This window comes from Nonomuraea monospora (assembly GCF_039531895.1).
Taxonomy (GTDB): domain Bacteria; phylum Actinomycetota; class Actinomycetes; order Streptosporangiales; family Streptosporangiaceae; genus Nonomuraea; species Nonomuraea monospora.
The window spans coordinates 199,810-211,943 of sequence record NZ_BAAAQX010000013.1 but is presented as its reverse complement, the minus strand read 5'-3'; the positions used below and the strand labels follow the sequence as shown (position 1 = coordinate 211,943).

The 12,134-nt window shown below is 70.3% G+C and carries 12 protein-coding genes; 4 read left to right on the top strand and 8 right to left on the bottom strand.

The window, feature by feature from the left end:
• Nucleotides 1-75 precede the first annotated feature (75 nt).
• Both ABD331_RS25965 and tdh read right to left on the bottom strand, forming a co-directional pair.
• Nucleotides 76-1,245, bottom strand: coding sequence for a glycine C-acetyltransferase (locus ABD331_RS25965; RefSeq protein ID WP_344479612.1), 1,170 nt, complete (start codon nt 1,243-1,245; stop codon nt 76-78).
• The gene (gene tdh, locus ABD331_RS25960) at nt 1,245-2,345 is read right to left on the bottom strand and encodes an L-threonine 3-dehydrogenase (protein WP_344479609.1); all 1,101 of its coding nucleotides are present in this window, start codon (nt 2,343-2,345) and stop codon (nt 1,245-1,247) included. The genes ABD331_RS25965 and tdh overlap by 1 nt, the downstream gene beginning before the upstream one ends.
• Before the next feature lie 159 nt (nt 2,346-2,504).
• On the opposite strand from tdh, the gene ABD331_RS25955 reads away from it, so the two are divergent.
• The 4 genes from ABD331_RS25955 to ABD331_RS25940 all read left to right on the top strand — a co-directional run bounded on the left by ABD331_RS25955 (nt 2,505) and on the right by ABD331_RS25940 (nt 6,120).
• Nucleotides 2,505-3,647, top strand: a complete 1,143-nt coding sequence (locus ABD331_RS25955) for an ROK family protein (protein WP_344479607.1) — start codon at nt 2,505-2,507, stop codon at nt 3,645-3,647.
• A 101-nt stretch (nt 3,648-3,748) separates the two neighbouring features.
• The gene (locus ABD331_RS25950; protein ID WP_344479604.1) at nt 3,749-4,942 is read left to right on the top strand and encodes a Gfo/Idh/MocA family protein; all 1,194 of its coding nucleotides are present in this window, start codon (nt 3,749-3,751) and stop codon (nt 4,940-4,942) included.
• Between the two features lie 12 nt (nt 4,943-4,954).
• On the top strand, nt 4,955-5,542 hold the full coding sequence (locus ABD331_RS25945; RefSeq protein WP_344479601.1) for an RNA polymerase sigma factor: 588 nt from the start codon (nt 4,955-4,957) through the stop codon (nt 5,540-5,542).
• Nucleotides 5,539-6,120, top strand: coding sequence for a hypothetical protein (locus ABD331_RS25940; RefSeq protein ID WP_344479598.1), 582 nt, complete (start codon nt 5,539-5,541; stop codon nt 6,118-6,120). The genes ABD331_RS25945 and ABD331_RS25940 overlap by 4 nt, the downstream gene beginning before the upstream one ends.
• Nucleotides 6,121-6,230: 110 nt before the next feature.
• Here ABD331_RS25940 and ABD331_RS25935 read toward each other — a convergent pair whose 3' ends face one another.
• The 6 genes from ABD331_RS25935 to ABD331_RS25910 all read right to left on the bottom strand — a co-directional run bounded on the left by ABD331_RS25935 (nt 6,231) and on the right by ABD331_RS25910 (nt 12,122).
• Nucleotides 6,231-7,307 (bottom strand): SPFH domain-containing protein, encoded by a 1,077-nt coding sequence (locus ABD331_RS25935; RefSeq protein WP_344479595.1) that lies wholly within the window; start codon nt 7,305-7,307, stop codon nt 6,231-6,233.
• A gap of 3 nt (nt 7,308-7,310) precedes the next feature.
• On the bottom strand, nt 7,311-7,742 hold the full coding sequence (locus ABD331_RS25930; RefSeq protein ID WP_344479592.1) for an NfeD family protein: 432 nt from the start codon (nt 7,740-7,742) through the stop codon (nt 7,311-7,313).
• Nucleotides 7,743-7,816: 74 nt separating this feature from the next.
• Nucleotides 7,817-9,007, bottom strand: a complete 1,191-nt coding sequence (locus ABD331_RS25925) for a L,D-transpeptidase (protein WP_344479590.1) — start codon at nt 9,005-9,007, stop codon at nt 7,817-7,819.
• Nucleotides 9,008-9,079: 72 nt separating this feature from the next.
• Nucleotides 9,080-10,183 carry a fumarylacetoacetase gene (gene fahA / locus ABD331_RS25920; protein ID WP_344479587.1) on the bottom strand — a complete coding sequence of 368 codons (1,104 nt, stop codon included), beginning with the start codon at nt 10,181-10,183 and terminating at the stop codon, nt 9,080-9,082.
• Nucleotides 10,180-10,956 carry a hypothetical protein gene (locus tag ABD331_RS25915; RefSeq protein WP_344479585.1) on the bottom strand — a complete coding sequence of 259 codons (777 nt, stop codon included), beginning with the start codon at nt 10,954-10,956 and terminating at the stop codon, nt 10,180-10,182. The genes fahA and ABD331_RS25915 overlap by 4 nt, the downstream gene beginning before the upstream one ends.
• Nucleotides 10,953-12,122 carry a homogentisate 1,2-dioxygenase gene (locus ABD331_RS25910; RefSeq protein ID WP_344479583.1) on the bottom strand — a complete coding sequence of 390 codons (1,170 nt, stop codon included), beginning with the start codon at nt 12,120-12,122 and terminating at the stop codon, nt 10,953-10,955. Before ABD331_RS25910 ends, ABD331_RS25915 begins: the two co-directional genes overlap by 4 nt.
• Nucleotides 12,123-12,134 lie beyond the last annotated feature (12 nt).

Here is a 12,134-nt window from a genome sequence, read left to right as displayed (position 1 = left end):
ATAGCACGCGAGAATACTCAGCCCGGCGGGCCGGGCTGCCCAGCACCGTGCCTGGGCGAGCGCGGGGCGGGTGGCTCAGCCTCGGGCCTGGACGAACGCCTGGACGGCGCGGTCCACGTCCTCCTCCGAGTGGGCCGCCGAGAGCTGCACGCGGATCCTGGCCTGCCCGTGCGGGACGACGGGGTAGGAGAAGCCGATCACGTAGATGCCCAGGTCGAGCAGGCGGTCGGCCATGGCGGCGGCCTCGGCGGCGTCACCGATCATGACGGGCGCGATCGGGTGGTCGCCGGGCAGGATGTCGAACCCGTTCCTGGTCATCTCGCTGCGGAAGCGGGCGGTGTTGGCGCGCAGCCGCTCGCGGGCCTCGTTCGAGGTCTCCAGCAGGTCGAGGATGCGCAGCGACGCCGACGCGATGACGGGGGCCAGCGAGTTGGAGAACAGGTACGGGCGGGAGCGCTGCCGCAGCAGTTCGCAGATCTCCTTGCGGGCCGCGACGTAGCCGCCGCTGGCGCCGCCGAGCGCCTTGCCCAGCGTGCCGGTGATGATGTCGATCCTGTCGGTGACCCCGTGCAGCTCGGGCGTGCCGCGGCCGGTCGGGCCGACGAAGCCGACGGCGTGGGAGTCGTCGACCATGACCATGGCGTCGTACTGCTCGGCCAGGTCGCAGATCTCCCGCAGCGGCGCGAGGTAGCCGTCCATGGAGAACACGCCGTCGGTGACGATCAGCCGCCGCCGGGCCTGCGACGCCTCCTTCAGCCGGGCCTCCAGCTCGGCCATGTCGCGGTTGGCGTACCGGAGGCGCTGGGCCTTGGACAGGCGGATGCCGTCGATGATGCTGGCGTGGTTGAGCGCGTCGGAGATGACCGCGTCCTGGGCGTCGAGCAGGGTCTCGAACACGCCGCCGTTCGCGTCGAAGCAGGAGCTGTAGAGGACGGTGTCCTCCATGCCGAGGAACTCGGACAGGCGGGACTCCAGCTCCTTGTGCACCTCCTGGGTGCCGCAGATGAAGCGGACGGAGGCCATGCCGAAACCCCACCGGTCGAGCGCCTGCTTGGCGGCCTCCACCACGGTGGGCTCGTCGGCCAGGCCGAGGTAGTTGTTGGCGCAGAAGTTGAGCACCTCGCGGCCGGCCACGCTCACCTGGGAGCTCTGCGGGGTGGAGATCACGCGCTCGGGCTTGAGCAGGCCCGCCTCGGCGATCTCGTCGAGCGTCGTACGCAGTTGCTGGCGCACGTTCGTGAACATCAGAGGCTCCTGTCTACGGTCGCGACCGCTTCGGCTTCCGTTGGCTCGGCACTCGCTCTCTCCAGCCGAGCTCCTTCGCTCCAATCCAAAATGACCTTGCCTGTACGGCCGCTCGCCGCCGTGTCGAAGGCGGCGTCGAAGTCCCGGTACGAGAACCGGTCGGTGATCACGGGGGAGAGGTCGAGCCCCTTCTCCAGCAGCACGGACATGTTGTACCAGGTCTCGTACATCTCCCTGCCGTACACGCCCTTGATCGTGATCATGGAGGTGACGACGGTCGCCCAGTCGACGGCGAACTCTCCGGCGGGTAGCCCCAGCATGGCGATCTTCCCGCCGTGGGTCATGCTCGCGATCATGTCGCGCACCGCCACCGGGTTGCCGGACATCTCCAGCCCGACGTCGAAGCCCTCGCGCAGGTGGAGCTGGCGCATGCCCTCGGCGATGGAGGAGCGGGAGACGTTCAGTGCCAGGGAGACGCCGAGCTTGCCCGCCAGGTCGAGGCGCTCGTCGCTGACGTCGGTGATCATCACGTTGCGCGCGCCGACGTGGGTGGCCACGGCCGCCGCCATCAGGCCGATCGGGCCGGCGCCGGTGATCAGCACGTCCTCGCCGACGAGGGGGAAGGACAGCGCGGTGTGCACGGCGTTGCCGAACGGGTCGAAGATGGCCGCCACGTCGGGGTGGACGGGGACACGGTGCACCCAGACGTTCGAGGCGGGCAGGGTGACGTACTCGGCGAAGGCGCCGTCCCTGTTGACGCCGAGCCCGATCGTGTTGGCGCACAGGTGGCGGCGGCCGGCCATGCAGTTGCGGCACTTGCCGCAGACGATGTGCCCCTCGCCGCTGACGAGGTCGCCGACGGCGATGTCCTCGACGCCGGGCGCGACCTCGACCACGTGGCCGGAGAACTCGTGCCCGACGATGAGCGGGAGCTCCAGCGTGTGCCGCGCCCAGTCGTCATATTTCCGTATATGTAGGTCGGTGCCGCAGATGCCGGTCCGCAGGACCCGGATCTTCACCTCGCCGGGGCCGACCTCGGGCTCGGGCACGTCCACCAGCCACAGGCCAGCCTCGGGCCGCTCTTTGACCAGCGCTTTCATAGCTCCCATCCCCCCTTGACGAACCTAGTGCACTGTGCCTGCCCGATACGGGACGTGTCCATCGAGGAGTTCTTAAGTGCCCCCTCAGCTCTGCTTCACGCGATCGCCGTACCTGGCAGAATTAGCCAAACTTCTTGGAATAACCGGTTGGAGGTGCGGGTGCGACAGCAGGGCGGTGACGCCTCTCTCCTGCGCAGGCTCAACTCGGCGGCGGTCCTGCGCATCCTGCGCGAGAGCGAGGTGGCCACGCTGTCGGAGCTGGCCAGGGCGGCCCGCGTGTCCAGGCCGACCGCCGAGGTGATCGTGGAGGACCTGCTCGCCGAGGGGTGGGCGGAGGAGTGCGGCGAGGAGCAGGGCGACCGCCAGCGCGGGCGGCCGGCCAGGCGGTTCAGGTTCCGCGCGGCGGCCGGGCACGTGGTGGGCGTCGGCGTGGGCGCGTCCAGGCTGCGGGCCATGGTCACCGACCTGAACGGCGTCGTCGTGGCCGCGCACCGGGTGCCGCACCACCCCTCGACGCCCGCCGCGGACCGGCTCGACGCCATCGCGGGCCTGGTCGGCGCGGTGGTGGCCGAGGCGGGGCTGACCGTGCCGGAGGTGGCGGCCGTGGGCGTCGGCACCACGGGCACCGTCGACGGCTCGGGCAGGGTGGTCAAGAGCGTCGCGCTGGCTGGTTGGACGGGGCTCGACCTGCGAGGCGAGCTGTCCCGCCGCATATCGGCGCCGGTGCTGGTGGAGAACGACATGCGGCTGGCCGTGCTGGCCGAGCACTGGCGCGGCCAGGCGCGAGGACGCCAGGACGTCGTCTACCTCTTCACCGGCAGCAGGCTCGGCCTGGGCCTGCTCATCGGCGGCAGGCCGCACCGCGGCGCCCACGCGGCCTCCGGCGAGATCGGGCGGCAGTCCGGCGACCACTGGCGGGCCTACCGGCACATGAGCGAGTACGCGATCTCGGTGGAGCCGGGCGAGATGCGCTCGCAGCGGGAGGCCGCGGAGTTCGCGATCGAGCGCGCCCGCGCGGGCGACGCGCAGGCCGGGCGCGCGGTCAGGGACTTCGCCCGCCACCTGGGCGAGGGCCTGGTCACCGTGGTCAACCCGCTGGACCCGGAGATGGTGGTGATCGGCGGCAGCCTGGCGAAGGCCGGTGACCTGCTCATCGAGCCGATCAGGGAGCTGTTCTCGGAGGCGTGTATCTGTCCGCCGGTCGTGGTGGCCTCAGGGCTGGGCGGCGAGTGCATCGCGCTGGGCGCGGTCAGGCTGGCGCTCGACCACGCCGATCGTCTGCTCTTTACGCAGGCGTCCTGAAGAAATATGTCGGAAAGATGGCAGTATTGGTCATGTTTGCGTAGATCTGCATGATTTAAGCTGATGGCTTGGATAAATCAGCGCTGCCGGAAGGGGTACCTGTGGAAGACCTGCGCATCGGAGTGATCGGCCTCGGCCTGCGGAAGAGCCTCGCCCTGGCGGCTCACCGGCCGGGCGGGGGCGCGGTCGTGGCCGCCCTGTGCGACTCCGATCCGGCCGTGCTCAAGGCCCAGGCGGGCACGTTCGAGGCCGGCTTCCTCACGGAGGACTACCGCGAGCTGCTCGACCGCCCCGACCTCGACGCGATCGTGGTCAACACCCCGGACGACACGCACGAACGGCTGGCGATCGACTGCCTGGAGGCCGGAAAGGCGGTCTACCTGGAGAAGCCGATGGCGATCACGGTGGAGGGCTGCGACAACATCCTGCGCGCCGCCCGCCGCACCGGCACGCGCCTGTACGTGGGCCACAACATGCGGCACATGGGCGTGGTGCGGCTGATGCGCGACATCATCGCCAAGGGCGTGATCGGCGAGCCGAAGACGGTCTGGGTGCGCCACTTCGTCTCCTACGGCGGTGACTACTACTTCAAGGACTGGCACGCCGACCGCACCCGCACCACCGGGCTGCTGCTGCAGAAGGCGGCGCACGACCTCGACGTGATCCACTGGCTCGCCGGCGGCTACACGAGCAGGGTGAACGCCCTGGGCGACCTCATGCTCTACGGCGACCTGCCGCGTCGCGAGCCCGGCACGCCCCGGCCCGACGGGTGGCTGCGGGAGTACGAGTGGCCCCCCTCTACCCGTAGGAATCTGCACCACATCGTGGACGTCGAGGACGTGTCGGTGATGAACATGCGCCTGGACAACGGCGTCATCGCCGCCTACCAGCAGTGCCACTTCTCGCCCGACTACGTGCGCAACTACACGGTGATCGGCACCGAGGGCCGCCTGGAGAACTTCGGCGACGGGCCGGGCGACACGGTCAAGGTGTGGAACACGGGGCCCACCGGGTACCGGGAGGACTGCGACATCGCGTACAAGGTGCCTGCGGCGACCGGCTCGCACGGGGGCGCGGACGCGGAGATCGTGACGGAGTTCCTCAGGTTCGTCAGGGAAGGCGGGGCGACGGACACCTCGCCGGTGGCGGCGCGGATGAGCGTGGCGGCCGGATACATGGCCACGAGGTCGCTGCGGGACGGCGGCATGCCGTACGACGTGCCGCCGCTGGACGCGGACCTGGCGGCGTACTTCGACAACGGCCAGACGGAACCGGGGAGCGCGCCCGGACAGTAGACATATGTGGATATGTCTTTACGTGCTCGGATACGTGATGGTGATCAGGCGGCCTTCGGGCAACTCTTCGACGCATGCGCGAAGGCCGTCTACAACCATGCCTTCCGCCTGACCGGCAACTGGTCCACCGCCGAGGACGTGATGGCGCTGACCTTCCTGGAGGCCTGGCGCTTACGGGCGAAGATCGACCCCGAGGGCGGGTCGCTGCGGCCCTGGCTGCTGGGCATCGCCACCAACGTGCACCGCAACGTGCGCAGGGCCGCCCGCAGGCACGACGACGCGCTGGCCAGGATGCCCGCGGGCGAGACGGTGCCGGACTTCGCCGACGAGGTGGTGGGCCGCATCGACGACGCCGAGCGCCTGGCCGCCGTGCGCGCGGCGTACGGGAAGCTGCGCCGCCAGGAGCAGGACGTGTTCGCGCTGTGCGTCTGGGCCGGGCTCGACTACGCCCAGGCGGCCGAGGCGCTGGGCGTCCCGGTGGGCACGGTGCGCTCCCGGCTGTCGCGGGCGCGCAAGAAGCTCGCGACAGCCGGGGAACCGCCGCCGGGGAGGCGACAGGTAGTAGGTGACCGAGGCCCCGACAAGGAGGAGATCCGATGAACATGCCGGCTGAACGCGATCTTCCCGAGGGCCGTCACCGACTGCTCAAGGAGTTCGTCATGACCGAGATCGACCGGCGGCCCGGACGCAGGTCCCTCCGTTTCACCGTTCTGGCCTCTGCGCTGGCCCTGGCGGTCGCCGCCGCGGTGGCCGTCCCGGTGTTCCTGGGCGGCTCGCCCGCCTACGCGGTGTCGGAGCTGCCCGACGGCCTGATCCGCATCGACATCATGGAGGCCAAGGACCCGGACAAACTGGAGGCGGACCTGCGGGCCCTGGGGGCGGACGTGGTCGTGGACTACATCCCCAGGGGCAAGAAGTGCAGCCCGCAGCCCCGCAGCAGCCACTTCCTCAGCGTCGAGGAGGCCCCGCTGCACGTCTTCCCCACGCCGGAGGAGTACCTGCCGGGCTTCGTCATCGACCCGGGCGTGATCGGGCCGGGCCAGACGGGCGTCCTGGAGTTCAGCGTCCTGGAGCACCCGAACGGGGGCGTCGTTGCGGGCATCTGGGCGAAGGTGGGTGAGGGGCCGATCGCCGAGTGCGAGCTGGTGGACACCACGGAGGCGCCGCTGTCGCACTGACCGCCCGCACCCGGCGAAGGGCGGTCAGCCGCTCGGCCTCCGATCGCTCGCGCCCGGCGGCGGAGGCTCAGCCGCTCGGCCTCCGATCGCTCGCACGCGGCGGCGGAGGCTCAGCGCTCGGCCTCGGAGTGCTTCTTGTCCAGGTCGGGGAAGGGCGACGGCTCGCTGACCTTCTGCGTGATCTGCCGCGGGCCGTTCGGGCTCTCCGCCTCCTGCGCGTCGGCGACGGCCTCGGCCGCCGCTTCGGCCGCCTTGGCGGCCTCCTCCTCGGCCGCCGAACTCTGCGGGACCTCCTCGCGCGTGGCCGCCGACCGCGGCAGCGCCTCGGTGAACGCCTTGGAGACGCCCTGGAGGGCCGAGGTGACCTCGCTGGGGATCACCCAGAACGTGTTGCCGTCGCCCTGCGCGAGCTGCGGCAGCACCTGGAGGTACTGGTAGGCCAGCAGCTTCGGGTCGGGGTCGTTGCGGTGCACGGCCTGGAAGACCTGGTCGATGGCGCGCGACTGGCCCTCGGCCTCCAGGATGGCGGCCGTGCGCTGGCCCTCGGCGCGCAGGATGCGGCTCTGCTTGTCGCCCTCCGCGGTGAGGATCTGCGACTGGCGCTGGCCCTCGGCGTTCAGGATGGCGGCCCGCTTGTCGCGCTCGGCCCGCATCTGCTTCTCCATCGCGTCCTTGATGGTCTTCGGCGGGTCGATGGCCTTGATCTCGACGCGGTTGACGCGCAGCCCCCACTTGCCGGTGGCCTCGTCGAGGACGCCGCGGAGCTGGCTGTTGATGGTGTCGCGGGAGGTGAGGGTCTTCTCCAGGTCCATGGAGCCGACGACGTTGCGCAGCGTGGTGACGGTGAGCTGCTCGACGCCGGTGATGTAGTTGGCGATCTCGTACGCCGCCGCCCGCGGGTCGGTGACCTGGAAGTACAGGACGGTGTCGATCTCGACGACGAGGTTGTCCTCGGTGATGACGGGCTGCGGGCGGAAGGAGACGACCTGTTCACGCAGGTCGATCATGGTGTAGACGCGGTCGATGTACGGGATGACGAAGTTCAGCCCCGGTTTGAGCGTCCGGTGGTAGCGGCCGAGGCGCTCGACGTTGCGGGCCCGGGCCTGCGGAACGATCCGTACGGCTTTGAGCAGGGTCATCGCTGCGAAAAGTATGATGAAGAGTCCGACCAGCAACAGCGGATCCATCAGTCACTCCCGGGGATATACGAGGGCTGTCGCCCCCTCGATCTCGATGATGTCGACGGTCGCCCCGGTGGGGATCACGAGCGTCTCGTCGTAGGCGCGCGCCGACCATTCCTCGCCCCCGATGCGCACACGGCCGTCGCGGCCCGTCACTTCGGCCACGACGTACGCGGGTTTACCGACGAGCGCTTCCACCCCGAACCGCTGCAGCGGCGGCTGGTTGATATGACGCATCGCGATCGGCCTGAGCACGAGCAGGCCGGCCGCCGAGGACACGGCGAAGAAGATCAACTGCAGGGGGACGGGCAACCCGATGGCCGCGGTGGCGGCGGTCAGCAGAGCCGCGACGCCCAGGAGGCCGAGTGAGGCTGTGAGTGTGAAGATTTCGGCCACGCCGAGGACGACTGCGAGGATTATCCAGATGATCCATTCATCCATGTCCTGGCCCTCCTGATGGGACAACGGGCCTGTGTCCGCGAGTGGTTCCTCCCCCCTCTACCGTAATCCCGATATCACCGCTTCGGCACCCATCCACCTGCGTCGCGCATTTCCCGCAGCGCGCTTCCCTGTTGCCATTTCTCCCACGGGAGTTGCCAGAAACCCCATCCGTTGTCCCATTCCAGGACGCGATCGGTCCCGGTGATCGTCACGGGGTCGCCGCGCAGCGAGGTGGCGTAGAACCAGGCGGCCTGGTCGGGCCTGGCGTTGACGCAGCCGTGGCTGACGTTGGACCGGCCCTGGGCCCACACGTTGTCCTTGGCGTGCACGTATTCGCCGCTGTTGGAAATGCGGACGGCGTGGTCGATCATCAAGTCGTAATATCCGGGGTCACCCTTTTCGCGGCCGGGGGAGATCATGCGCACCGGGTTTCCCTTGTCCATGGTCAGGTGAATGCCGCTGGTCGTGGTGTATTCGGTGGTGGTGGCCATGCCGGCGCTGATGGCCATGCGCTGCGCCGCCTTGCCGTCGCGCAGGACGAGCATCTGGTGGGTCCTGGTGTCGATGGAGCTGGTCTGCCTGCGTCCGACGATGAAGGAGAAGGTGGAGTCGGTGGCGCCGTGCAGGCCGTCGCCCGCGCGCACACCGGCCAGGTGCGCCGTGACCGTGACCCGCTGCCTGGACGGCCACCACCGCCGGGTGCGGTAGACCACCTGCGTGTCGCTGGTCCACCGCCAGGCGCCCTCGACCGGCGACTCGGCCCGCACCTCGAGTGCGCGCTCGACGGCCGCCTTGTCCTCGATGGGCGCGTCGAAGTCGATGACGACGGGCATGCCGACGCCGACCGTCTCGCCGGGCAGCGGCGCGGTGGCGGCCACCTGGAACGTCCTGGCGGCGGTGCGGGTGCGGATGCGGCCCATGGCGACCGTGGCGGGCGCGCCCTCGCGGGTGGCGGTGGCGGTCACGGTGTATTCGGCCCCCGGCCGCAGGGTCCAGTCGGTGCGCCAGGTCGTGCGCGTGTCGTCGAGCTTGCCCGGCACCGGCTCGCCGCCCTCGTAGACGAGCACCTGGGTGAGCGTGCCGCCCTGCACCTTGACCAGCAGGCCGCGGTCGGTGCGGGCGCGCTTGGAGTCGAACGGCGGCCAGACCTGCACGGTGGGCGGTGAGGCGGGCGGCTCGGCCGGGGCCGAGCCGCAGCCGCTGACCAGGAGCAAGCACCCGCAGACCAGGACAAAGGCGACACAAAGGGTCGCGGCGTGCCGCATGGAACTCCTGCTCTCCGAGGGAAGGGTCGTCCTAGGGTAGCGGTGAGTCACCGTGCAAGCACGCCGAGTCAGCTATCCGACAGTTCCGGAAACCTCCCCCAAGCTCAGGCCGGCGGCGGTGGCCCTGATCGTCACCGTGTCGCCGTCCTGCAGGAACGTGCGCGTCTCGCCGCCCGGCAGCTTGATCGGCTCGTCGCCGTTCCAGGTCAGCTCGATGAGCGAGCCGCGCTGGCCCTGCTCGGGCCCCGAGATCGTGCCGCTGGCGAACAGGTCGCCGGTCCGCAACGAGGCGCCGTTCACGGTCAGGTGCGCGAGCATCTGGTCGGGCGTCCAGTACATCGCCGAGTACGGCGGGCGCGACACGACCTCCCCGTTCAGCAGGATCTCCAGCGCGATGTCCAGGCCCCAGTCGGCCTGCCTGCGCAGGTAGCCGACAGGCTCGGGGCTCTGCTCCCGGCCGGGGATCCTGGGCAGCGCCTCCAGCGGCGTGACCCACGGCGAGACGGACGTGGCGAACGACTTGGCCAGGAAAGGCCCCAGCGGCACGTACTCCCACGCCTGGATGTCGCGCGCGCTCCAGTCGTTGACCAGCGTCACCCCGAACACGTGGTCCTCGAACGCCCCGGCGGGCGAGCCCATCGAGGTCGGCACGCCCACCACGAACCCCAGCTCCGCCTCGATGTCGAGCTTCCCGCACGGCCCGAACACCCCGGCCCCGAGCTGCCCCTGCGGACGCCTGACCGGCGTGCCCGACACCACGACCGTGCCCGCCCTGCCGTGGTAGCCGACGGGCAGGTGCCGCCAGTTCGGCTGCAGCGGCTCCGAGCCGGGGCGGAAGATCTTGCCGATGTTGCTCGCGTGGTCGATCGAGCAGTAGAAGTCGACGTAGTCGGCCACCTCGAACGGCAGGTGCAGCCGCACCTGGTCCAGCGAGATCAGGTGCCGCTCCGTGACCGACCTGTCGGTGGTGAGCTTGTTCTGGATCAGCGCCCTGGTGTCGTGCCAGGCCGCGCGGCCCCTGGCCATGAACGGGTTGAGCGACGGGGCCGCGAAGACCTCGTCGTGCAGGGCGGCGGCCAGGTCGAGCACCTTGTCGCCGTACCGGACGCCGACCCTGGGCTGCTGCCCAGGGCAGGAGAAGACGCCGTACGGCAGGTTGTCCACGCCCCAGCTCATGAGATCAGCCCCAGTGTCCGCAGGTCCTCGATGGGCGCGTTGGTGCTGCACGAGCCGTAGCTCACCAGCAGCTTGCGCGCCCGCTCCGCCGTCTCGCGCGGCACGGCGTTCGCCATCCGCACGAGGTGGCCGACGTCGGTCGTGCGCAGCGCGGGCACCGGGTCGCGGCCCTCCACCGCCTCGCAGACGCTCAGCAGCAGGTTCAGGAAACCGTGCCGGTCCACGCCGAGCGACGGGTCGAAGTGGCGGACGGCGTGGTGCAGCCCGGCCGTGGCCTTGAACGGGATGCCGTTCTCCGCGCACGACTTGATGAACTGCCCCAGGTGCTCCGCGGGAGGGAACGCCTCGGCCGTGGCGCCGCCGCAGCGCACCTTCAGCCCGACGCCGTCGGGCACGTCCATGGCCGTCTTGCGCGCGGGCACCTCGGCGAACAGCCGCACGCCGTCGCGCAGCGCGAGCCGTCCGGCCAGCTCCTCGACGGAGGTGTCGGGCGGCAGCGGAATCTCGACGTAGTCGACCGGCAGGTCGCCCCAGTCGGGCAGCGTGCTGGTGTCGGCGATCAGCCCGATCCTGCGCGGCCGGTAGTCCATGCCGCGCAGCCGGTCCAGGCGGCTGGCCGGGCAGAGGAAGCGGTGGGTGAGCACCTGGCTGCCGCGCTCCAGGTCGCGGCGGTTGCGCGCCAGGGCCTCGTCCATGTGCAGGGACGTCGGCGGGAACAGGCCCGCGTCGTCCACCAGTGCGGTGAAGAGGCTCGTGGCCGTGGAGATGGTCATCGGGCCCAGGTCCAGGCGTATCCGGGGTCCTCGCAGGACAGCGCGTCCTGGCCGAGGTCGAGCGGGCGGAAGGTGTCCACCATGACGGCCACCTCGCTGGTCGTCGTGACGCCGCGCGAGACGGCGTCGATCACGGCCTCCACCGCGCCCGGCTGTGGCCCGTGGGTGAAGCCGGCCGGGTGCAGCGAGATGGAGCCGACGTCGATGCCGGAGCCCGCGCGGGCCGAGTAGTCGCCGCCGACGTAGAACATGAACTCGTCGGAGTCCACGTTGTGATGGTTGTACGGGATCGGCACGGCCTCCGGGTGGTAGTCGAGCGGCCTGGGGCAGAACGAGCAGATCACGAACCCCGGCCCCTCGAACGTCTGGTGCACCGGCGGCGGCGCGTGCGTCTTCTTCACGATCGGCTCGAAGTCGTCGATGTTGAACGCGAACGGGTAGAGGTAGCCGTCCCAGCCGACCACGTCGAACGGGTGGTGGCGGTAGACGAGCCTGGTCAGGCCGCCGCGCGTGCGGACCAGGACGGGCACCTCCTCGCCCTCGACGACGTGCGGCTCCGACGGGGCGCGCAGGTCGCGCTCGCAGTAGGGGGCGTGCTCCAGGAGCTGGCCGTACTGCGACAGGTAGCGCCTGGGCGGCCTGATGTGCCCGGCCGCCTCGATGGCCAGCACGTTGACCTGGCCCTCTGGCACCCAGCGGTGGATGGTGCCGGTGGGGATCACCACGTAGTCGCCCTCGGCGGCGTCGATCACGCCGTACGTGGACTCGAAGCGCACCCGGCCGCGCTGGACGTATACGCACTCGTCGCCCATGGAGTTGCGGTAGTGCTCGCTGGGCCGGTCGCTGGTGGCGTACGACAATCGGACGTCGCCGTTGCCGGCCAGCGTCATCCGCCCGCTGACCAGGTCGCCGGCGCTTGTCAGGTCCTGGGTGCGGAAGTGGCGTGGTGAGAGCGGCAGGTTGGGCTCCAGCCGCGCTCGCACGGCCGGGGTGACCGCCTCGGCCTTGATGATCGCGGTCGGCAGGTGGCGGTGGTAGAGCAGCGAGGAGTCGGACGAGAAGCCCTCCTCGCCCATCAGCTCCTCCGCGTACAGGCCGCCGTCCGGCCGCCTGAACTGCGTGTGCCGCTTCCTCGGCACCTCTCCCACGAGCCGGTAGTACGGCATCGGCCCCTCCAT